This window comes from Xanthomonas sp. NCPPB 1132 (genome assembly GCF_056629235.1).
This window is the reverse complement of record NZ_CM152819.1, coordinates 4,427,999-4,449,296: the sequence shown is the minus strand read 5'-3', so window position 1 is coordinate 4,449,296 and position 21,298 is coordinate 4,427,999. Positions and strand designations below refer to the sequence as shown.

19 protein-coding genes are annotated in these 21,298 nt (G+C 68.1%); 12 read left to right on the top strand and 7 right to left on the bottom strand.

Annotation, left to right across the window (positions count from 1 at the left end; all coding sequences use genetic code 11):
- The first annotated feature begins 253 nt into the window (after positions 1-253).
- The 3 genes from AC1G9L_RS19095 to AC1G9L_RS19085 all read left to right on the top strand — a co-directional run bounded on the left by AC1G9L_RS19095 (position 254) and on the right by AC1G9L_RS19085 (position 5,322).
- On the top strand, positions 254-3,526 hold the full coding sequence (locus AC1G9L_RS19095; RefSeq protein ID WP_019800569.1) for an LAGLIDADG family homing endonuclease: 3,273 nt from the start codon (positions 254-256) through the stop codon (positions 3,524-3,526).
- 191 nt (positions 3,527-3,717) lie between these two features.
- Entirely contained in the window at positions 3,718-4,395 is a 678-nt protein-coding gene (locus AC1G9L_RS19090; protein WP_019800568.1) for a hypothetical protein, read from the top strand.
- Between the two features lie 87 nt (positions 4,396-4,482).
- Positions 4,483-5,322: a TSCPD domain-containing protein gene (locus AC1G9L_RS19085; RefSeq protein WP_019800567.1), complete on the top strand. Its 840-nt coding sequence runs from the start codon at positions 4,483-4,485 to the stop codon at positions 5,320-5,322.
- Between the two features lie 67 nt (positions 5,323-5,389).
- Here the strand turns inward: AC1G9L_RS19085 and AC1G9L_RS19080 are convergent, their stop codons facing one another.
- A complete protein-coding gene (locus tag AC1G9L_RS19080) occupies positions 5,390-6,052 on the bottom strand; it encodes an SMI1/KNR4 family protein (protein WP_481069724.1) in 663 nt (220 codons plus the stop codon).
- A 111-nt stretch (positions 6,053-6,163) separates the two neighbouring features.
- Here AC1G9L_RS19080 and AC1G9L_RS19075 point away from each other — a divergent pair, with 111 nt between their 5' ends.
- The 3 genes from AC1G9L_RS19075 (at position 6,164) to AC1G9L_RS19065 (ending at position 9,946) form a co-directional block, all read left to right on the top strand.
- Positions 6,164-7,495 (top strand): pyridoxamine 5'-phosphate oxidase family protein, encoded by a 1,332-nt coding sequence (locus tag AC1G9L_RS19075; protein ID WP_481069723.1) that lies wholly within the window; start codon positions 6,164-6,166, stop codon positions 7,493-7,495.
- A gap of 223 nt (positions 7,496-7,718) precedes the next feature.
- On the top strand, positions 7,719-8,339 hold the full coding sequence (locus AC1G9L_RS19070) for a CPBP family intramembrane glutamic endopeptidase (RefSeq protein WP_481069722.1): 621 nt from the start codon (positions 7,719-7,721) through the stop codon (positions 8,337-8,339).
- Positions 8,340-8,707: 368 nt separating this feature from the next.
- Positions 8,708-9,946: a sensor domain-containing phosphodiesterase gene (locus AC1G9L_RS19065; RefSeq protein WP_481069721.1), complete on the top strand. Its 1,239-nt coding sequence runs from the start codon at positions 8,708-8,710 to the stop codon at positions 9,944-9,946.
- Positions 9,947-9,987: 41 nt separating this feature from the next.
- On the opposite strand, the gene AC1G9L_RS19060 is transcribed toward AC1G9L_RS19065, so the two are convergent.
- Positions 9,988-10,692 (bottom strand): SDR family NAD(P)-dependent oxidoreductase, encoded by a 705-nt coding sequence (locus AC1G9L_RS19060; RefSeq protein WP_019800562.1) that lies wholly within the window; start codon positions 10,690-10,692, stop codon positions 9,988-9,990.
- Positions 10,693-10,848: 156 nt separating this feature from the next.
- On the opposite strand from AC1G9L_RS19060, the gene AC1G9L_RS19055 reads away from it, so the two are divergent.
- The 3 genes from AC1G9L_RS19055 (at position 10,849) to AC1G9L_RS19045 (ending at position 13,634) form a co-directional block, all read left to right on the top strand.
- On the top strand, positions 10,849-11,769 hold the full coding sequence (locus AC1G9L_RS19055) for a LysR family transcriptional regulator (protein ID WP_481069720.1): 921 nt from the start codon (positions 10,849-10,851) through the stop codon (positions 11,767-11,769).
- 100 nt (positions 11,770-11,869) lie between these two features.
- Complete coding sequence (locus AC1G9L_RS19050) at positions 11,870-12,604, top strand: hypothetical protein (RefSeq protein WP_481069719.1); 735 nt, start codon at positions 11,870-11,872, stop codon at positions 12,602-12,604.
- A 193-nt stretch (positions 12,605-12,797) separates the two neighbouring features.
- Positions 12,798-13,634, top strand: coding sequence for a DUF6348 family protein (locus AC1G9L_RS19045; RefSeq protein WP_019800312.1), 837 nt, complete (start codon positions 12,798-12,800; stop codon positions 13,632-13,634).
- 45 nt (positions 13,635-13,679) lie between these two features.
- Here the strand turns inward: AC1G9L_RS19045 and AC1G9L_RS19040 are convergent, their stop codons facing one another.
- The 3 genes from AC1G9L_RS19040 to AC1G9L_RS19030 all read right to left on the bottom strand — a co-directional run bounded on the left by AC1G9L_RS19040 (position 13,680) and on the right by AC1G9L_RS19030 (position 15,646).
- A complete protein-coding gene (locus AC1G9L_RS19040; RefSeq protein WP_019800313.1) occupies positions 13,680-14,462 on the bottom strand; it encodes a 1-acyl-sn-glycerol-3-phosphate acyltransferase in 783 nt (260 codons plus the stop codon).
- 395 nt (positions 14,463-14,857) lie between these two features.
- A complete protein-coding gene (locus AC1G9L_RS19035) occupies positions 14,858-15,286 on the bottom strand; it encodes a hypothetical protein (protein ID WP_019800314.1) in 429 nt (142 codons plus the stop codon).
- Positions 15,287-15,439: 153 nt separating this feature from the next.
- Positions 15,440-15,646, bottom strand: a complete 207-nt coding sequence (locus AC1G9L_RS19030; protein WP_019800315.1) for a hypothetical protein — start codon at positions 15,644-15,646, stop codon at positions 15,440-15,442.
- A 74-nt stretch (positions 15,647-15,720) separates the two neighbouring features.
- On the opposite strand from AC1G9L_RS19030, the gene AC1G9L_RS19025 reads away from it, so the two are divergent.
- A complete protein-coding gene (locus AC1G9L_RS19025; protein ID WP_019800316.1) occupies positions 15,721-16,869 on the top strand; it encodes an exodeoxyribonuclease III in 1,149 nt (382 codons plus the stop codon).
- Positions 16,870-16,940: 71 nt separating this feature from the next.
- Here the strand turns inward: AC1G9L_RS19025 and AC1G9L_RS19020 are convergent, their stop codons facing one another.
- Together AC1G9L_RS19020 and AC1G9L_RS19015 are read right to left on the bottom strand one after the other, a co-directional pair.
- Entirely contained in the window at positions 16,941-17,759 is an 819-nt protein-coding gene (locus tag AC1G9L_RS19020) for an HDOD domain-containing protein (RefSeq protein WP_019800317.1), read from the bottom strand.
- Between the two features lie 157 nt (positions 17,760-17,916).
- The gene (locus AC1G9L_RS19015) at positions 17,917-18,390 is read right to left on the bottom strand and encodes a DUF1456 family protein (RefSeq protein ID WP_019800318.1); all 474 of its coding nucleotides are present in this window, start codon (positions 18,388-18,390) and stop codon (positions 17,917-17,919) included.
- A gap of 160 nt (positions 18,391-18,550) precedes the next feature.
- Between AC1G9L_RS19015 and AC1G9L_RS19010 the strand changes: the two genes are divergently transcribed.
- Complete coding sequence (locus AC1G9L_RS19010) at positions 18,551-19,393, top strand: DeoR family transcriptional regulator (protein ID WP_019800319.1); 843 nt, start codon at positions 18,551-18,553, stop codon at positions 19,391-19,393.
- Positions 19,394-19,676: 283 nt separating this feature from the next.
- Positions 19,677-21,191 carry a glycerol-3-phosphate dehydrogenase gene (glpD, locus tag AC1G9L_RS19005; RefSeq protein WP_481069718.1) on the top strand — a complete coding sequence of 505 codons (1,515 nt, stop codon included), beginning with the start codon at positions 19,677-19,679 and terminating at the stop codon, positions 21,189-21,191.
- Positions 21,192-21,298 lie beyond the last annotated feature (107 nt).

The window sequence follows — 21,298 nt, the reverse complement described above, 5'->3', positions numbered from 1 at the left end:
ATGGCTCCGGTGCGGCACTAGACATAGGGTTTTCTTCACCAGGACTTCACATCCAGGGGCGCGCTCGGCGGTGCATGACGGGACGGTGACAGGAAACGTCGCGGAATCAGGGAATTTTTGATCGGTCGAGGGCAGGCGCCGCGTGCGCTGCCGCGGCCGTCTCTGCCGTGCAGCGCAAGTGCGAGACACAAGACACATGGCGGGTGACCACCCATCCGCTTCATCGGGACAGGTTCGAGGAGAACACAGCAGAATGAGTACGGTGCGCCTGGAAGTCGTCCAGACCGGATCCAAGCACGACCCCATCCCGATGCAGCCGGCGTCGCAGGACATCTGGGACAAGAAGTATCGGCTCAAGACCAAGCAGGGCGAGCCGCTGGATGCCGACATCGACGGCACCTACCTGCGCGTGGCGCGGGCGCTGGCCGATGCCGAGTCCACCGACGAGTTGCGTGCCTACTGGTTCGAGCGCTTCACCTGGGCGCTGCGCCGCGGCGCGATCCCGGCCGGGCGCATCACCTCCAACGCCGGCGCGCAGGAACACAAGCCGGCCACCAGCACGATCAACTGCACCGTATCGGGCACCATCACCGACTCGATGGACGGCATCCTGGAGAAGGTTCACGAGGCCGGGCTGACCCTCAAGGCCGGCTGCGGCATCGGCTACGAGTTCAGCACGCTGCGCCCGCGCGGCGCGTTCGTGGCCGGCGCCGGCGCCTACACCTCCGGGCCGATGTCGTTCATGGATATCTTCGACAAGATGTGTTTCACCGTGTCCTCGGCCGGCGGCCGCCGCGGCGCGCAGATGGGCACCTTCGACGTGTCCCACCCGGACGTGAAGGATTTCATCCGCGCCAAGCGCGAGGACGGGCGCCTGCGCCAGTTCAACCTGTCGCTGCTGATCACCGACGGCTTCATGCAGGCGGTGGAGCAGGACGCCGACTGGCCGCTGGTGTTTCCGGTGAACCGCAAGGAAGAGGCCGACATCGATCTGGCCGACGCCAGCGCCGTGGTGTGGCGCGACTGGCCCACGCACCACGACTACATCGTGCGCGACGACGGCCTGGTCGCGTGCAAGGTGTACGGGCACATCCGCGCCCGCCACCTGTGGGACATGATCATGGTCTCCACCTACGACTACGCCGAGCCGGGTTTCATCCTGATCGACCGCGTCAACGAAATGAACAACAACTGGTGGTGCGAGAACATCCGCGCGACCAATCCGTGCGTGACCGCCGATACCTGGGTGCAGACTGCCGAGGGGCCGCGTCAGGTCGCCGATCTGCTGGGAACGCCGTTCCTGGCGCGGGTCGATGGTGGCGACCATGCCACCGGTGCGGAGGGTTTCTTCAAGACCGCGCACAAGCAGGTGGTCCGACTGCAGACGCAGGAAGGTTATGCGCTGCGCCTGACCGCGGACCACCGCGTGCGGCGCGTGGTGCGCCAGACCCGTTGGTCGCTGGACACCCAATGGTGCCAGGCGGACCAACTGGTCGCAGGCGACCGGGTGCTGCTCAACAATCACCGTGCCGGTGCGGAGTGGGGCGGCGCGCGCAGCTATGAGGAAGGTTTCCTCCTCGGCATGCTGGTGGGCGACGGCACGCTCAAGCAGGAAGCCGCCGTGTTGTCTGTCTGGCCTCAGGCCGCCGCCGTCAATGCGGCGCCGCTGGCACCGGTGGCGCTGATGGACGAAGCCCTGCGCTGCGCGCGCAGCCTGCCGCACCGTGCCGACTTCGCTGGCTGGAGCGAGGTGCGCGAGCGTGGCGAGTACCGCCTGAAGTCGGCCGCCTTACGCGATCTGGCGCTGGAGCTGGGCCTGCGTCCGGGCGACAAGGCGATCACCCCGGCCGTCGAGAAGACCTCCAGCGATTTCCATCGCGGCTTCCTGCGCGGCCTCTTCGACACCGACGGCTCGGTGCAGGGCAGCCAGGAGAAGGGCGTCAGCGTGCGCCTGGCACAGTCCGACCTGGTGCGGCTGGAGGCAGCGCAGCGCATGCTGTTGCGGCTGGGCATCGCCTCGCAGATCTACCGCGACCGGCGTCCCGCCGGCACCGCGTTGCTCCCCGACGGACACGGCGGCACGCGTGCCTACGCCACCAAGGCGCAGCACGAACTGGTCGTCAGCGGCGACAACCTCGATGCCTTCGCCCAGCGGGTGGGCTTTGCCGACACCGCCAAGGCCAACCGCCTCAAGGCGCTGCTGTCCGGCTACCGTCGCCAGTTGAACCGCGAGCGCTTCGTGGCGACCGTGCAGTCGGTGGCCGCCGATGGCGTCGAAGACGTCTACGACGTGCAGGTCCCCGGCATCAACACCTTCGACGGCAACGGCCTGCACGCCCACAATTGCGGCGAGCAGCCGCTGCCGCCCTACGGCGCCTGCCTGCTCGGCTCGATCAACCTCACCACCTTCGTGCGCGAGCCGTTCACCGAGCGTGCCCGCTTCGACTGGGAGGAATACAAGGAAGTGGTGCGGGTGTTCACCCGCATGCTCGACAACGTGGTCGAGGTCAACGGCCTGCCGCTGCAGCAGCAGCGCGACGAGATCATGCGCAAGCGCCGCCACGGCATGGGCTTCCTCGGCCTGGGCTCGACCATGACCATGCTGCGCATGAAGTACGGCAGCGCCGAGTCGTGCGAGTTCACCGAGTCCATCGCCCGCGAGATGGCCGTGGCCGGCTGGGAGACCGCGCTGTCGCTGGCCAAGGAGAAGGGCCCGGCGCCGATCATGCAGGAGACCTTCGAGGTCACCGCGGCGATGCTGCGGCAGCGCCCGGAGATGGCCCGCGACGGCTGGCGCGCCGGTGAGCGCATCGAAGGCCGGCTGCTGCACGCCAGGTACAGCCGCTACATGCAGCGCATCGCCGAAGTGGCGCCGGCGCTGGTCGAGGAGCTGGCCGAGGTGGGCGCGCGCTTCACCCACCACAGCTCCATCGCCCCCACCGGCACCATTTCGCTGAGCCTGGCCAACAATGCCTCCAACGGCATCGAACCGAGCTTCGCCCACCACTACAGCCGCAACGTGATCCGCGAGGGCAAGAAGAGCAAGGAGAAGGTGGACGTGTTCTCCTTCGAGCTGCTGGCCTACCGCCACCTGGTCAACGCCAAGGCGATGCCGTTCGCCGAGGACGCCGCCGCGCGCCTGCCGGAGTACTTCATCGCCGCCGACGACATCCACCCCAAGGAACACGTGGACGTGCAGGCCGCCGCGCAGAAGTGGGTGGACAGCTCCATCTCCAAGACCGCCAACGTCCCCACCGACTATCCCTACGAGCAGTTCAAGGACATCTACCGCTACGCCCACCAGCAGGGGCTGAAGGGCTGCACCACGTTCCGCTTCAACCCGGCCGCCTTCCAGGGCGTGCTGGTGAAGGAGGCGGACCTGGAGAACACCACCTACCGCTTCGAGCTGGAAGACGGCAGCGTGGTCGAGGTCAAGGGCAACGAACAGATCGAATACGACGGCGAGATGCACACCGCCGCCAACCTGTTCGATGCGCTGAAGGAAGGGTATTACGGCAAGTTCTGACGCTGTCCCTTCTCCTCTCCGCGCCGGCGGAGGGGAGGGCGGCGGTGGAAGCCCCGGAAGTGCGGTGCGCCGCGCTTCCCCAACGTTTCCCCACCGTCCGCCGAATGTCGCCGTTTCCGGCTCCCCGCTTCGCTGCAATCGGTATAGCATCGCCCGCGTGACATAAACACTGACACCCTGAGGAGGGTTTTATGAGCAATGGGAATGGCGTCACGGCGACGCTGACGCAGGTCGCCGAGAACGTGAAAGAAACCGCCACCAACGTCGGCGAGACCATCGCCGCCACCGCCAGCGAGGCCGTCGCCACGGTCAAGCAGACCGCCGAGACCGTGCAGAAGCGCGTGCAGGACCAGGTCGCCAAGACCCGCAAGGCGGTGAAGAAGGCCGAGAAGGCCGTCGCCAAGCGCGCCGAGAAGGCCGGCAAGGCCGTCAAGAAGACCGTCGCCAGCGCGCGCAAGAAGCTGGAAGCGGCCAAAGCCAGCGCCCAGGCCGAAGCGGCCGCACTGACCAAGGGCGGCAAGAAGACCGCCAAGAAGGCGGCTGCGAAGAAGGCACCGGCGAAGAAGGCCGCTGCCAAGAAGGCCGTCGCGAAGAAGGCTCCCGCCAAGAAAGTGACCGCCAAGAAGGCCGCGCCGAAGAAGGCGGTCAAGAAGGTCGCCGCCAAGAAGGCCGTTGCCAAGAAGGCAGTGAAGAAAGCGGCGAAGAAGGTTGCAGCGAAGAAGGCCGTCGCCAAGAAAGCGGTGAAGAAGGTCGCCAAGGCGGTCAAGAAGAGCACCGCCAAGGTCGCCAAGAAGAGCACCGCCGTGAAGAAGACCGCCGTGCGCAAGGCCGCCGGCAAGAAGGCCGCGGCCACCCGCGCCAAGAAGTAAGCCGTCCCGTCGCACCCTCTCTCCCGTGCGCGGGAGAGAGGCCGGGCCCACGCCCGTCCCGCTCCGCCTTCCAGGAACGCACGCCTCATGGCCATCAAGATCGACCAGAAAATCAAGGGCTACGCCGTCGTCACCCCCGAGGACAAGGCGCGCGACGCCGCCGCCGCGGTGCCCGCCTCGTCGATCGACCGTGCCACCGCCGAGGCCGAAGCGCCGGCCGACAACATCATCCACATGCACGAGCGCATCGAGCGCCCGGACGTGCTGATCGGCAGCACCTACAAGATCAAATCGCCGTTGGTGGAACACGCCATGTACGTGACCCTCAACGACATCGTGCTCAACGCCGGCACCGAGCACGAACTGCGCCGCCCGTTCGAGATCTTCGTCAACTCCAAGTCCATGGAGCATTTCCAGTGGATCGTGGCGCTGACCCGCATCATGTCCGCCGTGTTCCGCAAGGGCGGCGACGTCACCTTCCTGGTCGACGAGATGAAGGCCGTGTTCGACCCCAAGGGCGGCTACTTCAAGGCCGGCGGCGTGTACATGCCGTCGCTGGTCGCCGAACTGGGCAGCATTGTCGAAGAGCACATGAAGTCGATCGGCCTGCTGCACGACCCGGAAATGAGCGACCACCAGCGCGCGCTGATCGCCGAGAAGCGCAAGCAGTACGAAGAACGCTCAAAAAAAAACAGTGAAGTGAGCAAGGCGGTTCCTTCTCCTGCGGGAGAAGGTGCCCGCAGGGCGGATGAGGGTGCGGTGTCCGCCGACTCCACCGCCGACCACGAAGAGGACATCGCCGTCACCGGCGACGGCGCGAGTTTCCCGCCGTCGGCCACGATGTGCCACAAGTGCAATACCAAGGCGCTCGTTATTATGGACGGGTGTGCTACTTGTTTGAATTGTGGGTATTCGAAGTGCGGGTGATCGACTCGCATGGCCGCCAGGCTTGAGTGCCTGGCACGGCGATCTGCTGATGCTGCACGCTGCTGAACTATGTTCTGCGAATGTGGGGATGGTCGACATACGACCAAGTCGGCGAGTTGTACCAGTTGCCCACATCGATGTCTCTCGCCGCGCTTAGCCACTGGACGCCGTCATCCAGGGCATCTTGCGCCAGACTGTATTTTCCCATAGCCAGGTCCTGCTCGAATTTTCGAAGGAAGTCATTCATCGAGCGCGCTAGTAGAAGAGCTACTCCCCATTCTTGATCTATAAATATGACCTGGCCATAGGTCCCATCCTCTTCGGGAGACAGATCAACACAAAGGCGGCAATGGGAAAAGTCGCTTCCAATCACTAAGCGATCCTTTCCAAGTTTCAGCACGGGGCGGATTCCCTTGTCCGCAAATTGGGCAGAAGCTTCTGCATCGTTCTCGCAGGAGCTTCTTTCGACCTCGACAGTCACTGCTGCCACATTCATGAAAGAAAATCCTAGAGCGAAATTTGCCGTTGCATCCGGACTCAAGCCTGCGCTCTCGCGATAGACTGCCAAAAGATCCTCTGGCAATTGGCGTCCCAACGCTGATTGCAGTGCCTTGATCTCTAGTTCGTTGGCTGCCGGGAGTAGTGCCTTCTCCACTTCTGGTGCAATAACTCTCAATTGATCGCGGATTCGCTCAAGCATTTTATTGGCCAGGTTGAATTGATGATTCACATCTTAAATGTAGAAAGGTCTAATAGCGCAGTGCTTGGTCGGTACGCGAAAAATGGTGCGGTAATTCTGTAGCAGTCGACGTTTCACGTTCAACCTTACGAGATCGTTGTCATGGATGCCATCATGCCGCAGCTGACATTCGCGCTGTTGGAGCAGAAGATCGAGGCGATGCCAGAGGGGCCGGTATCTGCCTTGTCGGCGCCGCGCTGGATGCGGGTGCTCAATGTGGTGGGATGGTCGGGAATCGTCATCGGGTTGCTGCCGTCGCTGCTGTTGCTCTGGCTTGCGCCGCAAATATGGATGGTGACCATATCGCGCGTGGGGCTAGCGCTTACGGTCGCTTTTGCACCGTATTTTCTGCGCACGGTTTGGCTAGTCGTTTACGAATTCAGCAACGCCCGCCGGCAGTTGATCGTGCAACACGATCATGATGTCTGCGAACTGCGGAAGTTGTCGCAGTGGTTGCTGGGCTATCCACGCAATGTGTTGGAAGACCAGTTGCGTTATACGCGAATGGCGCAGGAACGCCTGGCTGCCAAACTCGGCCTGCTGGTCGGCAGCCTGGACAAGCTCGGATTGCTGCCGCTGTGTCTGTCATTGTTCGTCGTCCTACGCAACTGGCGCGATCTGCTGGCCTTGCCTGCATGGTTGGCGATGCTAGCGCTATTCGCTGCCATTCTGTGGATGATCAGTTGGCTGGGCGCCCGATTCCGCCTGCGTTTGCACCTGTACGAAAGCGTGCTTGCCGCTGCGATCGCCAATGTTGACACGGCCAAGGCGGACGCGCCGACCGGGATAGGATCGCCCACCTCTCCGCAGGACACACCCGCACTGAATCGACTCACCGGCCTCGATGCGCTCGAAGCCTTGTATGGCACCCCCGCCGAGCGCGCGGTGCGCAAGCAACTCGACCATTTGAACGCCGACTACCAAGCGTTCGTGCACGCATCGCCGTTCGTGGTGCTGGCCTCGGCTGGGGCCGAGGGTCTGGATTGCTCGCCGCGCGGCGATGTGCCGGGATTTGTGCAGGTGCTGGATGCGCGCACGCTGGCGCTGCCGGATCGGCCGGGCAACAACCGCGTCGATACCCTGCGCAACCTGCTGCAGGATCCGCGGCTTTCGCTGTTGTTCCTGATTCCCGGCATCGGCGAGACCTTGCGCGTGAACGGCCGTGCCGAGATCCGTGTCGATCCGGACCTGCTGGCGCGGTTCGCGGTCGGCGAGCGCTTGCCGCGCAGCGTGATCGTGGTGCATATCGAAGCGGCGTATTTCCACTGCGCCAAGGCGATCGTGCGCTCCCAACTGTGGGATTCGACGCGGCATTTGCCGCGCGATCGCCTGCCCAGCCCCGGCACCATGCACGCGCATCTGGCCGATGGCGCGTTCGACGCCGAGACCTACGACCGGGAGTTGCCGCAGCGCACCCGGGACGCGCTGTACTAGCTTGACTGGATTGGTGGTATGCGCGCCGTGCCGCGCGCATAACGCCGCGCCGGGTTGAACTGCACGCGCCGCATGACGCCGCCACCGATGTCCCCGGTCATGCCACCCTGCTACGGTACGCCCCTGGTGGGAAGCGGCGACGACGCCGTTCCAGCGCGTAGCGAACGACAGGGGAATGCGGATGCAGGGACGTGGGGAAACGTCAGGCAGTTGGGGTGAACTGTTGCTGGTCACGGCAGTCGCGTTCGGATTGCCGATCTACTGGAGTGCGCTGGCGGTGCTGGCGCCGATGGTGGAGCCGTCGTTTTCCGACGCGAACCTGTGGGGCATGGTGTTCTACGAGCTGCTGGTGTTGGCGTTGTTGCTGCCGACGCTGTGGTTCCGCGGCTGGACGCTGCAGGCACTGGGCCTGCAGTGGCAGGCGCGCGACATCGGCGTTGGCCTGGCGCTGTTGGCCGCCTGCGTGGTGGCGACCTATCCGTTGAATCTGTTGAACGACAGCGTGGCGGCGGAGGTGAATCCGTCGATGGACGCGATGGTGGCCGGGCCGCTGTCGGCCGGCGTGGTGGTGCTGGTCTCGCTGCTCAATCCGATCTTCGAGGAAGTGTTCGTCTGCGCCTACGTGATCCGCGCGCTGGAGCGGCGGCACAGCCCGGCGTTCGCGGTGAACGTGAGCGTGGCGATCCGCGCGTCGTATCACCTCTATCAGGGGCCTGTCGGCACCATCGCCATCGTGGTGATAGGGCTGATCCTGGGCTGGTGGGTGGCACGCACCGGGCGGCTGTGGCCGGCGATCGTGGCGCATGCCGCGCTGGATCTGATGGGGTTGATGGCCTACGCCTGACGGACGCGGCACACGCCGGCAGCCGGGCATGCGTCAGCGTGGCGTGGAGCGACTATCGCGCGGTGCCGCCTGCTCGAAGCCGAGGAAAGGCGGTCGACCACGCCTGCCAGCGGCAGTGCCATCCGGCCGGTCGCTGAATACGCGGCCGCGCCTTGCCGAAACGGTCGGTGGCGTAGACAGCTACATTCCTGAACAGACCTGTGCTTTCGCGGCTGTACGTCACGCTTTACAGTCGAACGACAAGGACGTGTCGCCCGCTGGACAACAGGGGAAGGTCCCGGTCCCGCTGCTCGATCACCTCGCCCACGGCGCCGCGCCGTGCGCGGCGCGCGCAGCGCGGGCCGCAACGCTTTCAGGGGAGAAGCGGGATGGCGTCGACCGAGGATCTACCAGCACCGCATCCGTTGTTCGAACTGCTGTCGGGCGAGATCAGCGACCGCGAACTGCGCCGCTGCCTGCGCGTGGTGCGTCGGCATCTGGGCATGGACGTGGCGTTCCTGTCGCGCTTCCGCAAGACCGACCGCGTGCTCGATCACGTGGACGGGCCGCCCGATGGGCCGATCCACGAGGGCCAGATCCTGCCGTTCGCCGATGGCTACTGCATGGGCGTGGCGCGGGGCGAGTTGCCGCAGCTCATCCCCGACACCTCGCTGCTGCCGGCGGCGCAATGCATTCCGGCGACGCAGGAGATTCCGATCGGTGCGCACATGAGCGTGCCGATCCAGGTGGGAGGGCGGATCTACGGCACGCTGTGCTGTTTCAGTTTCCTGCCCAGGCCCGATCTGGGCGAGCGCGACATCGGCATGTTGCGTGCGTTCGCCGAGATCTTCGCGCTGCGCCTGCACGAGGTGGAAGCGCACAAGCTGGAACGGCAGGCGATGATCGACGAGATCGACGGCGCGCTGGCCGCCGGCGCGCCGCGCATCGTGTTCCAGCCGGTGTTCGCGCTGCAGGGGCTGCGCCTGCATGGATTCGAGTGCCTGTCGCGTTTCGACGTAGCGCCGCAGCGTGGGCCGGCGCAATGGTTCCAGCAGGCCGAGCTGGCCGGGGTCGGCATCCGCCTGGAATTGCATGTGCTGGCCAAGGCGCTGGCGCATCTGCGGCGGTTCCCGCCGCAGTACCGGCTCAGCGTGAACCTGTCGCCGGAGCTGATGACGTCCGCGGCGCTGGCGGGCGTGCTGGGCGACGATGCCGAGGTGGCGCGGCTGACCCTGGAGATCACCGAGCACGCCATCGTGCGCAACTACCAGACGCTGGCGCAGGCGCTGGCACCGCTGCGCGAGCGGGGCGCGCAGGTGGCGGTGGACGATGCCGGCGCCGGCTACGCCAGCATGCGCCACATCCTGCAGTTGCAGCCGGACGTCATCAAGCTCGACATGAGCATCACCCAGTGCATCCATTCCGACCGCAGCCGCCGCGCGCTGGCCAAGGGGCTGACCAACTTCGCTCACGAGATCGGCACCCAGGTGGTGGCCGAAGGCGTGGAGACGGCGCAGGAACTGGAGGCCCTGCGCGAGCTGCAGGTGGATTTCGTCCAGGGCTATTTCCTGTCGCGGCCGCTGCACGAGGATGCGGCGCTGGCGCTCGCGTTGAAGGAGATCGGCTAGTGGGGCTTCGGCGTCGCGCGGGCCGCTGCAGCACGCGGCGCCTACCACGGCACCACGCGGCCCAGGTAATCCAGGTAATGCAAACCGCTGCGGCCGTGGGCGGTGTCGATGGTGTCGAGCAGAGGCGGGATGCTGTCGTCGATGGACAGATGCGCGTCCGGCCCGCCCATATCGGTGCGGACCCAGCCGGGGGCCATCAGCAGCAAGGTGTGCGCGCTGTCGCGGTGGCGGGCGGCGAAGCTGCGCATCAGCATGTTCAGCGCCGCCTTGCTGCTGCGGTAGATCTCGTACTGGCCATTCGTGTTGTTGGCGATGCTGCCTTGCCCGGACGACATCACGCCGATGGTGCCGGTGCCGCGGACCAGGTCGCGCAAGGTTTCGATGGCGCGCATCGGACTCAGTGCATTGGTGACCATGACCCGGACGAATTCGTCGGTGGCGACATCGGCGACGGTCTCGTGGTCGTCGTTTTTCACGCCGGCGTTGACGAACAGCAGGTCCAGGACTTCGCCTTCGAGGCGAGCGCGCAGCGCGGCCAACTGCGACGGTACGGTGATGTCGACGCACTCGATGCGCAGCGCCTGGGGATGCTCGGCGGTGAGATGGTGTAGCGCACTGGGCGCGCCGGCGCGCTCGGTGGCGATGACGCGCCAGCCGCGTCTCAGGTAGCCTGCGGCCATCGCCAGACCCAGGCCGCGCGAGGCGCCGATCAGCAAGACGGTTTTGGGTGCAGGGGTGTCGATCATGGTGGGTCTCCGCGTGGCCGGTGCGGCCTCGGCATGCGAGGCCCACCGGCGGTCTGCGCACTCTAGGCGCGCAGACCGCCCGGCGGAACGCGCGTCGCATGCATTGAGGCCTTGCAGGCGACGCCTGTGTCCATTCGCCATTGTCGGGAAGCGCGTATGCCGGAACCGGATCTGAATCTGTTGATCGCCCTCGACGCCTTGCTGGCCGAGTGCAGCGTCGCCGGCGCCGCGCGGCGGCTGGGGCTGAGCGCGTCGGCGATGAGCCGGACGCTGACCCGGCTGCGCGAGGCCACCGGCGATGCGCTGCTGGTCCGCGCCGGCGGCGCGATGGTGGCGACACCGCATGCGCTTGAACTGCGCACGCGTGCCCGCGACGCGGTGGAGGCCGCGCGCGCCGTGTTGCGCCCGGCGCCGGCCGAGCTGGATCCGGCGGGCCTGCAGCGCACCTTCACCGTGCGCGCCAACGATGCCTTCGTGGAGGCGTTCGCGGCGATGCTGGTGGCCGCAGTGGCGGCGTCGGCGCCGCAGGTGCGCCTGCAGTTCGTGGCCAAGGCGCAGAAGATCGCGGCGCCGCTGCGCGAGGGCCTGGCCGATCTGGAAATCGGGGTGCTGAGCGAGATGGGGCCGGAACTGCGCGTGCAGGGCCTGTTTCGCGATCGTTTCGTCGGCGCGGTGCGCAGCGGTCATCCGCTGGCGCGCGATGGGGAAGTGAGCGTGCAGCGCTATGTGGCGTTCGGCCACGTTGTGGCTTCGCGGCGCGGGCGGGCGCACGGGCCGGTGGACGCGGCGCTGCAGCAGCTGGGCCTGGTGCGTCATGTCGCGACCGTGGTGCCCAGTTTTTCCGCGGCGCTGGCGGTGGCGCGCGCGTCGGACCTGATCGCACTGGTGCCGGCCTCGTTCGTGGCGGCGCAGCCCGACACGCTGCGCGAGCCCGCGCATACGTTCGCGCTCCCCGTGGTCACCGAACCCATCACCGTATCGATGCTGTGGCATCCGCGTCTGGAGCACGACGCGGCGCATCGGTGGCTCCGCGGCCTGTTTCTGTCCGAGTTCCGCGCGCGCATGCCGTTGCGCTGAGTCGCGCAGGCCGTTGCTGTCGGGATGCGACATCGGCACTGGTCCGCCGCCGCGGCGATGGCGCACACTTGCCGGCTCTGATCGAAGGCAGGAACAGGCGATGGCACGGCGATACGGATGGAGCGCGATGCTGGTGGGGCTGGTGGCGTTCGCCGCGGCGGCGGCCGGCCCGACCCCCGGCGAATACAGCACCAAGGAAGGCTGGGGCAGCATGCGGGTCACCGACAAGGGTGGGGCGCGCCAGTTCGACCTGTTGTCTGTCGGCGCCAACGGCCACACCTGCTCGCTGTCGGGCACGCTGCAGGGCGACAAGGCGGAGGTGAACGACGCTGGCGACGTGCCGTGCAAGCTCGCCTTCAAGCCGGTGCCGGGCGGGTTCAACGTGGCCGCGCTGACCGAGGAAAGCTGCCGCGACTACTGCGGCATGCGTGCCAGCTTCGAGGGCGATTACCTGCAGCTGCCGGCCGGCTGTACTGCCGCGGCCAGCAGCCGGCGGCGCGAGGCGTATCTGCAGGACTATCGCGGCAAGCGCTATGACAAGGCGCTGGCCGGCATGCAGGCGTTCGCAGGCGAGTGCGGCGGCTTCCTCACCTGGCTCGATCGCGACCGCTTCGCCAACGACCGTGCCATCACCCTGCTGCGCCTGGGCCGGCCGCAGGAATGCCTGGCGACTCTGGACCGCACCATGGCCGGCCGCAGCCACGACGAGGCCTCGTTCCAGGCCGAACTGGAAAAGCAGAGCACCATGCTCCCTCCCAGCGACTGGGATGCCTACCTGCCCATCGCCAAGTCCACCTGGTTCAACCGCAAGCTGTGCGAGGCGGCCAGGCACTGACGCAGGCGCCGTGGGTGCGGCGCGCCGATGGCCGCTGTGCCCGTGCCGCCAGCCGCTGGCAGACGCGGTGCAGTGGCGCCGCCATGCGCTGCGCTGGTCGCCGTGACGCGCGTGGCGTCGGCGGTTGCCGTGGCCGCGGGCGACTGCGCATACTTCCTGCGACCGATGGCGGGTTGGACGCCCTGGAGCAAGGATGATCGATCGACTGCGACGCCTGTTGTCCCGCACCTCGCCACGCGGGGCCGATACCACCGGCGATGCCACCGGGTCGGAGCCGGCGCCCGACGCGCAACCGGGCCGCGCGCTGCAACAGCTGTTGCTGCAGGTGCTGCAGCGCGAGGGGCATGCGGCGAGCTTGCACGACGAGGTCGTCGTGCTCGGCAACGGCCTGCAACTGTTCACCGAACTGGTGGACCTGGCCGAACTGCGCAGCGGCGTGCGCACCGCCAGTTGCATCCGTGTGCATCACGCCAGCCTGTTCGCGGACGGGATCGTCGAGTTCCAGCATTCCATCGGCGAGGACACCGAAGCGAGTCTGGTCTCGGGCTTCACCACCTGGGCGCGCACCGATCTGGTGGCGCTGTCGGAGGCGGTGGCGGCGCCGGCCGAGGCCCGCTGCATGACCTTGCAGATGGAGTTCCCCGCCTCGGCCACGACCGAGGCCGCGGTGCGGCGCACGGTGGTGCTGGGGCCGGTGGCGCATATGAATGGCGACGCGGCCCGGGCCGCGGCGGGCGACGACACGGAACACGCGTTCTGCCCGTGCTGCCTGTTCACCAACAGCCTGGATGCCTTGATGCCGTTGCTGCAACGGGACCAGCGCATGCTCGGCATCCGCCTGTTCGCCTCGCGCGACGCCGACGGCGAGGTCGCGGCCGACTGCCGGGTCAACGGCGAGGACTTTCCCGACGGCGTGGCCTGTCTGCGCCGCTACGCCGAGACCTGGCCAGCGCTGGGCGCCATGGAATTCCGCAAGCAGTACGCGGTGGTGCGGCTGCCGGAGCCGTCGGCGCCGGATACCGCGCATTGACGCGCCGTCGGGCATCGCCCGCGCACGCCAGCAAGGCACGCCATCCTAGGGCGCGGCGGCATTCGTCGACGCAGCCGGCAGCGCCGAGGCCACGATGCCATGCAGTTGCGCGGCCAGCGCCTTGCGGTCGCTGCCCGGTGCCACCGCGATCGGCGCGTGGAAAGTCACCCTGACCACCGCACCGGACAGGCGCAGGAAGTGCGCGACGTGCGCACCGGCCTGCATCTCGCCGTAGAAGGCATAGGCATCGCGATCGCCACCCTGCGCCAGCGGCTGCCCATCGACGCTGCGCACCTCCAGCGTGAACGGCTGCAGCGTCCAGCGCCGCGCGTCGGGGTCGGCACTGAGGAACAGCGAGAACAGGCTGGACTTGAACGGTGCGACGCGCTCGCCGGAGGAGGTGGTGCCCTCGGCGAACAGCACCACGTCGTGATCCGGGCGCAGTTGTGCGGCCACGGCGGCCGCCACCGCCGCAGCATCCTGACGACGCCGGCTGATGAACACGGTCTGCGCCAGCGCGCCGATGTGGCGCATGCCCGGCCAGCGTTCCATGTCGTTCTTGGCGATGAAGCGCGCGCGCAGCAGGCTGCCCAGCACCACGATGTCGAAGTGGGAGATGTGGTTGCCGACGAACAGCGTGCCGCCCGCGTCGCGCGGCACACCCACCACCTCGACGCGAATCCCCAACGCGCGCCGCAGGCAGCCGAACCACAGCCGCGGCAGCACGAACGCGGCGCGGCCGCGGCTGAAGCGCATCAGCAGCCACTGTGGCGGGATCAGCAGCACGCTGGCCGCGACGCAGACGGCGAGCCGGGCGATGGCGCGCACGCGGCCAAGCGGGGCGTCTGCAACATGTCGGGGCGAAGCGGAAGGCATGAGGATCGCAGGTGAGGGCACGGTCGGCACGCGCGGTGGCGCGCCCGCGGCGATGGTAGCCGAGGCGTGTGTATTTCAGCATCCACGGGTGAGCTGCCGGCGGTCCGGCGCGCGCTGTCTGCTCCGCGCTTCGCGGCTGAAGCCGCTCCCACAGGGACCGGCGATGTGCTGGCTGGCGGTACTGTGGGAGGGACTTCAGTCCCGACTGCTTTCAGGAACGGATGGCTGGTGTGCTTCGTTCGTCGCGGCTGAAGCCTCTCCTACGAGTCAACCGCGCTCACCGAGCCATGGCAAGTGACTAGCGGTGCGCCGATGCCGCGCTTGCAGAGTCTGCTGGGGTCGCAGGCTCAGCGCGCTGTCGCCTGTGTGCAGTCCGCACGCTGTGAGATGGCGAACGATGTCAGCGTCCAGTCATGCATGGACGCTTCCTCAACGCCGTAGATCCACGATTGGCGCAGGCCGTCGATGCAGCTGGCGATGGCGATGCTGTCGCCGGGCGCGCCCTGGTTGGGCAGCGGCAGCGCTACCGGCGCCTGGGTCGGCACGCCGTGCAGCGCACGTGCGTAGGTCAGCATCAGCGGGCCGAGTCGCTCCAGGTTCTGAGCCTGTGCCGGGCCGGCGTCCGATGGCCGATGCTTCGCCAGCCAATCGCGCACCTGCCGCCATTCCGGCGTGCCTGCGGCGTAGGTCGTGGTGCTGGACACGCGCAGGCTGTCCGGCACGTCCGGCGCGGCGTGCGTCGCCAGGGGCAGCAGGGCGAGCAGCAGCGGGCCCATGACCCATCCGGTGCGCCGAGCGCGTCGTTGACTGGTCCCGACAGCACCACCGTTGCGCCTGTGCATCCGCCCGCTCCCTGCTGGTTGCCGAAGCCGCGACGATAGCACCATCGGCGGCCACGTCTTCCCGCGTGGCGCCGGCCGCGCTGACGCTCAGCGCTTGCCCGGACGATCGGCCAGCGAGGCCTGCAGCGCGGTGGCCAAGGCGGCGTGGCCGCTGACCAGCGCACTCCAGCGCAAGTCCAGGCCCTTGCGACGACCTTTTTCGGTGAGCTTCAGGCCTTCCGGGTCCACGGTCAGGGTGTAGTGCACGCCGTCGATCTCCAGTGCGCGGCGCAGGGGTTTGTCGAGCGGCGTCATGCGGCGGCTCCCGTTTTCACGATGCAACGAGGGTAGCGGGGCCAAGGTGACGGCAGGTTCTGCAGGCGCGCCGGATGAAGACGCTCAAGATCGCCACCTACAACGTCAACGGTATCCGCAGCCGCTTGCCGCAGCTGCTGCAGTGGTTGCAGCGCGAGGCGCCGGACATCGTCGGGCTGCAGGAGCTCAAGAGCGTGGACGCCGGCTTCCCGCTGGCCGAGTTGCATGCCGCCGGCTACGGTGCGGTGTGGATGGGGCAGTCGGGCTGGAACGGCGTGGCGCTGCTGGCCAGGGGCTGCGACCCGGTCGAGAGCCGGCGCGGCCTGCCCGGTGATCCGCGCGACACCCAGAGCCGCTACATCGAGGCGATGGCGCACGGCGTGCTGGTCGGCTGCCTGTACCTGCCCAACGGCAATCCACGCCCAGGGCCGAAGTTCGACTACAAACTGGACTGGTTCGCGCGGCTGCAGCGGCATGCGCAGCACCTGGTGGCGTTGCCGCATCCGGTGGCGCTGATCGGCGACTTCAACGTGGTGCCCACCGATGCGGACATCTACAACCCGGCCTCGTGGCGGCGCGACGCATTGCTGCAGCCGGAAAGCCGCCAGGCCTATGCCGAGCTGCTGGCGCAGGGGTGGACCGACAGTCTGCGCGAAGTGCACGGCGAGCGCCGCGTGTACACGTTCTGGGATTATTTCCGCCAGCACTGGCAGCGCGATGCCGGGCTGCGCATCGACCACCTGCTGTTGAATCCACCGCTGGCCGCGCGCCTGCGCGACGCCGGCGTGGACCGCTGGGTGCGCGACCTGCCGCATGCCAGCGACCATGCGCCGACCTGGGTCACGCTAGGCCCGGCGCCGGCCCGTGATGCAGCCAAATCGTCGGCCAAGCCGAGGCGCAGTGTCGAAGGCGCTGGAAGCAAGACCACGCGCGGCGCTGCGAAGAAGACCGCACGCGCATCCGCGTCTGGCGCCGTGCCTTTGGCGGCGAAGACGACAGCGCGGCCCAAGCGCAAGACGACGACCAAGGCCGCGGCGACATCGGCGCAGCCGGCGCCGGCAACAAAGAAGGCAAGCGCAAAGGCGACAAAGACGAAGACGACAAAAGCGAAGACACCGAAAGCGCGCAAGCCGCGCGCCGCGGCCGCTGTACCGCCGGCGCCCGCGCGCGGCGGCAAACGCCGCAAACCATCCCTTCTCCCATCGGGAGAAGGTGGCGCGTAGCGCCGGATGAGGGTGCGGCGAAGCGGGGAAGCTACCGGCCCCGCACTACCGCCGCGTCCCGGCGGCGTTTCTTACTTCAACATCTCGGTAAACGCGCGATCGGCCTCGATCACGTCCGGCAGCGCGGCGAACAGCGCGTCCAGATCTACGTCGTCGAGCAGCGGGCCGGTCACCGCCTGCCGCGCCTGGTCGTTGGCGCCGCCGTGGCGCTGCAGCGCGTCGGCGACCAGCGCGGCCTGGGCGACGACCTTCGGCATCGGCTCGCCTTCCGGCGCCTGCAGCGGCCGCGCCTGGAAGGCGATGGCGGTCTGGATCACCTGCGGCAGATGCCAGCGCCGCGCCAGCTCGGCGCCCACTTCCGGGTAGCCGAAGCCCAGTTGCACGGTCTCGTCGGCGGCGCGGCCGCTGGAGGAGGCGTCCGGGTGCAGTTGCGCGGCGTAGTCGGGCGCGCCGGTCTGGATCAGCAGTTCGCCGATGTTGTGCATCATGCCGCAGGTGAACGCGGTCTCCGCGTCCAGGCCCTTCTGCCGCGCCAGCAGCCGGCACACGCCGGCCACTTCGAAGCTGTGCAGCCAGAACGCGCGCAGGTCGAAATGCGCCGGCGCATGGAACGCGCCGGTCACCGAGGAGGCCAGCACCAGGGTGCGCAAGGTATTGAAGCCCAGGCGCAGCGCCGCGTCTTCCACCGTGGTGGAGTCGCGCGCGCCGCGGAAGCGCGCCGAATTGGCCAGCCGCAGCACCTTGGCCGCGATCACCGGGTCCCGCTCGATGTTGCGCGCCACCGCGTCCAGGCTGGTGCCCGGTGCATCGAACTGCAGGATCAGGTCCTGCGCCACCTGGGGAATGGTCGGCAGGGTGTGCAACTGGTCGAACAGCGCCTCTAGCTTCATGGGGACCCTCGGAACGGAACGGGAGGCGGGCAGGGCCGGCAGCCGGCCGCGCCGCCACGGTGGCGGAATGCGCGCATCCTACCGATTCGCGATGGCCGGCGTGTGGAAACCCGGTCCCGCGGCGACGGCCGCGCCCTGCTGCAGCGGAGGACGCGGCTCAGCCGGCGCCGCGCACGCGCAGGGTCAGGCCCTTGAGGAAGTTGCGCAGCAACTGGTCGCCGCACAGGCGGAAATTCTTGTGTTCCGGCTGCCGGAACAGCGCCGACAGTTCCGGCTTGGACACCGGGAAACCGGCGGCGTCGAAGATCTGGTGCATGTCCACGTCCTTGAGCTGGAACGCCACGCGCAGCTTCTTCAGCACCACGTTGTTGGTGATGCGCGCCTCCACCGGGCGCGGCGGCAGGCTCTCGTCGCGGCCGCGGTAGTGGAACACCAGCCCGTCCAGCACATGCGCCAGCACCGCGTCGCTGCATTCGACGAAGCCGTCTTCGTCCTCCTTCTTCAGCCAGGCCGGGATCTGCGCCTTGTCGATCGCGAACGCGGGGTCGGCGAGGTGCGCCAGATCGACGATCTTCTGGTCGCTCAGGTCGAGCATGTAGCGGATGGAGCGCAGGATGTCGTTGTTGAGCATGATCGGTGCAGGAGTGCCGGCAGGCCCGGCGAGGGGCGCTAGTCTAGGCGCTGGCCCGCATCGGCGCGTAGACCGCGCAGGCCCAGCCCATGGCTGCGGTTCACCGAGGGTATGCACGCGCTGCGGTTGCATCCATCGGCGCATGCGCCATCATCGGGGCATGGACCATCCGATTCCCAAGCCGAACGCAGTCTCTGCGCTCAATCCGCGCCAGGAGCAACTGGTGGCGCTGGTGCGCCAGCAGGGCTATGCCGAAGTGGAAGGGCTGGCGGCACGTTTCGAGGTAACGCCGCAGACCATCCGTCGCGACCTGACCCTGCTGTGCGAGGCCGGCGTGCTGCGCCGCTACCACGGCGGGGTGAGCCTGCCGTCGAGCGTGGAGAACCTGGCCTACGCAGCGCGCAAGTCGCTGCAGGCGCAGGAGAAGCGGCGCATCGCCACGCTGCTGGCGCAGCACATTCCCGACGACGCCTCGTTGTTCATCAACATCGGCACCACCAACGAGGACGTGGCGCGCGCGCTGATGGGCCACAGCGGCCTGCGCGTGATCACCAACAACCTCAACGTCGCGGTGATGATGAGCGCCAACCCCAGCTTCGAGGTGATGGTGGCCGGCGGGCGCGTGCGCGGCCGCGACCAAGGTGTCACCGGCGAGGCCACCATCGAGCTAATCCGCCAGTTCAAGGTGGATTTCGGCGTGATCGGCATCTCCGGCATCGATCCGGACGGCACCCTGCTGGATTTCGACTTCCACGAGGTGCGGGTGGCGCAGGCGATCATCGAGCACTCGCGGCAGGTGTTCCTGGCCGCCGACCACAGCAAGCTCGGCCGCAACGCCATGGTCCGGCTGGGGCCGATCGGGCGGGTGCACGCCTGGTTCACCGACCGCGCGCCGCCGGCCGAGCTGGCCGCGGTGCTGGAGGCGGCCGGCACCCGCGTGTTCGTCGCCGAGGGCGATGCGGCCGACCAGGGCGCGCCGCCGCTGGACGTGGCCGCAGACTGAGCGAGGCCCGTCCTGCCATCGGGGTGGCACAGGGCGCGTGTTCGGATTGTTTCGTTAATGTTGCGTGATGTGGCGCGATCATCGCGCCGCAGCGGCCCGGCGCGCCCGCTAGGCTGTCTCTGAGCTAAGCCACTGGCTGGTTACGGCCGGTTTACAGGATGCCGTCGACGCCACGCTGCAGTGCAGCGTGATATGTTCGGAAATGTTCGTTTACGATCTTTTCGTCCTCAGTCCTGACCCCGGCCGGTTGCCGGGCCCGGACACGACACTTCCGGAGTCGGCTATGCGTGAGACCTACGATGTGCTGGTGGTCGGTGGCGGCATCAACGGCGTGGGCATCGCCCGCGACGCGGTGGGCCGCGGATTGTCGGTGTGCCTGTGCGAGCGCGACGACCTGGCCGCGCATACCTCCAGCGCCAGCACCAAGCTGATCCACGGCGGCCTGCGCTACCTGGAGCAGTACGAGTTCGCCCTGGTCGGCAAGGCCCTGGCCGAGCGCGAGGTGCTGCTGCGGCTGGCCCCGCACATCATCTGGCCGCTGCGCTTCCTGCTGCCGCACCAGCCGCACCTGCGCCCGGCGTGGATGATCCGCACCGGCCTGTTCCTGTACGACCACCTCGGCCGCGGCCGCCGCACCCTGCCGGGGTCGCGGCGCCTGGCACTGCGCACGCACCCGGTGGGCGCGCCGTTGCGCGAGGAGTTCCGCACCGGTTTCGTCTATTCCGACGCCTGGGTGCAGGACGCGCGGCTGGTGGTGCTCAATGCGATGGACGCCGCGCAGCGCGGCGCGCGCATCCTCACCCGCACCCGCTGCGTCGGCGCGCGCCGGGTCGACGGCCTGTGGCAGGTGCAGCTGCAGCACGCCGACGGCCGCCGCGAGGAACTGCGCGCGCGGTCCTTGGTCAATGCCGCCGGACCGTGGGCGGTGCAGTTCCTGGACGAGGTGGCGCACGTCGGCCACGACCACGCGCTGCGCCTGGTCAAGGGCAGCCACATCGTGGTGCCGCGGCTGTTCGAGCACGACCACGCCTACATCTTCCAGCAGCCGGACCGGCGCATCGTCTTCGCCATTCCTTACGAGCAGGACTACACCCTGATCGGCACCACCGACGTCGACTACCGCGCCGACCCGGCCGCGCCGCGCATCGACGGCGAGGAGACGCGCTATCTGTGCGAGGCGGCCAACCGCTACTTCCGCAAGCAGATCGCCCCGGACGACGTGGTGTGGAGCTACAGCGGCGTGCGCCCGCTGCTCGACGACGAGGAGGACAACGCCGCCGAGGTCACCCGCGACTACCTGCTGGAACTGGACACGCGCGACGGTGCGGCCCTGCTCAACGTGTTCGGCGGCAAGCTCACCACCTACCGCAAGCTCGCCGAGGAGGCGGTGGACCGGCTGACCGCGCATGCCGGGCGCAAGGCGCCGGCCTGGACCGCGCACGGTGCGCCGCTGCCGGGCGGCGAGCGCAACGACATCGCCACGCTGGCGCGCGAGTTGCGCGCGGCACGGCCGTGGCTGCCCGAGGCCACCGCGCAGCGGCTGGCGCGCAACTACGGCACCCGCGCAGAAACGCTGCTGGGCGATGCCGCCTCGCTGCAGGACCTGGGCCAGCACTTCGGCGCCGACCTGTACCAGGCCGAGGTCGACTACCTGCGCCAGCACGAATGGGTGGTGGAGGCCGAGGATCTGCTGTGGCGCCGCAGCAAGCTCGGCCTGCGCGTGGACGCGGCCGGCCGCCAGCGCCTGGTCGCCTACCTGCAACAGGCGCCGGCCACGCTGGCCGCGGCACCGGCTTGATCGAAACGCTGCCGTCGGCCCGGTTCGGGCTACGGCGGCGCGTGCACAATCGCGCTGCGCCCGGCCCCCGCCGCGGCGCACGAACCTGGACGCAACCGTGGAGGGTG

What these genes read in the sequence shown, in the direction of transcription:
- AC1G9L_RS19030 (WP_019800315.1), bottom strand. Translation starts at nt 15,646, where the DNA reads ATGACGCCGCTCGACAAACCCCTGCGCCGCGCACTGGAGATCGACGGC.
- AC1G9L_RS19095 (WP_019800569.1), top strand. Translation starts at nt 254, where the DNA reads ATGAGTACGGTGCGCCTGGAAGTCGTCCAGACCGGATCCAAGCACGAC.
- AC1G9L_RS19050 (WP_481069719.1), top strand. Translation starts at nt 11,870, where the DNA reads ATGGCACGGCGATACGGATGGAGCGCGATGCTGGTGGGGCTGGTGGCG.
- AC1G9L_RS19065 (WP_481069721.1), top strand. Translation starts at nt 8,708, where the DNA reads ATGGCGTCGACCGAGGATCTACCAGCACCGCATCCGTTGTTCGAACTG.
- AC1G9L_RS19090 (WP_019800568.1), top strand. Translation starts at nt 3,718, where the DNA reads ATGAGCAATGGGAATGGCGTCACGGCGACGCTGACGCAGGTCGCCGAG.
- AC1G9L_RS19085 (WP_019800567.1), top strand. Translation starts at nt 4,483, where the DNA reads ATGGCCATCAAGATCGACCAGAAAATCAAGGGCTACGCCGTCGTCACC.
- AC1G9L_RS19015 (WP_019800318.1), bottom strand. Translation starts at nt 18,390, where the DNA reads ATGCTCAACAACGACATCCTGCGCTCCATCCGCTACATGCTCGACCTG.
- AC1G9L_RS19045 (WP_019800312.1), top strand. Translation starts at nt 12,798, where the DNA reads ATGATCGATCGACTGCGACGCCTGTTGTCCCGCACCTCGCCACGCGGG.
- AC1G9L_RS19055 (WP_481069720.1), top strand. Translation starts at nt 10,849, where the DNA reads ATGCCGGAACCGGATCTGAATCTGTTGATCGCCCTCGACGCCTTGCTG.
- AC1G9L_RS19035 (WP_019800314.1), bottom strand. Translation starts at nt 15,286, where the DNA reads ATGGGCCCGCTGCTGCTCGCCCTGCTGCCCCTGGCGACGCACGCCGCG.
- glpD (WP_481069718.1), top strand. Translation starts at nt 19,677, where the DNA reads ATGCGTGAGACCTACGATGTGCTGGTGGTCGGTGGCGGCATCAACGGC.
- AC1G9L_RS19020 (WP_019800317.1), bottom strand. Translation starts at nt 17,759, where the DNA reads ATGAAGCTAGAGGCGCTGTTCGACCAGTTGCACACCCTGCCGACCATT.
- AC1G9L_RS19060 (WP_019800562.1), bottom strand. Translation starts at nt 10,692, where the DNA reads ATGATCGACACCCCTGCACCCAAAACCGTCTTGCTGATCGGCGCCTCG.
- AC1G9L_RS19010 (WP_019800319.1), top strand. Translation starts at nt 18,551, where the DNA reads ATGGACCATCCGATTCCCAAGCCGAACGCAGTCTCTGCGCTCAATCCG.
- AC1G9L_RS19025 (WP_019800316.1), top strand. Translation starts at nt 15,721, where the DNA reads ATGAAGACGCTCAAGATCGCCACCTACAACGTCAACGGTATCCGCAGC.
- AC1G9L_RS19075 (WP_481069723.1), top strand. Translation starts at nt 6,164, where the DNA reads ATGGATGCCATCATGCCGCAGCTGACATTCGCGCTGTTGGAGCAGAAG.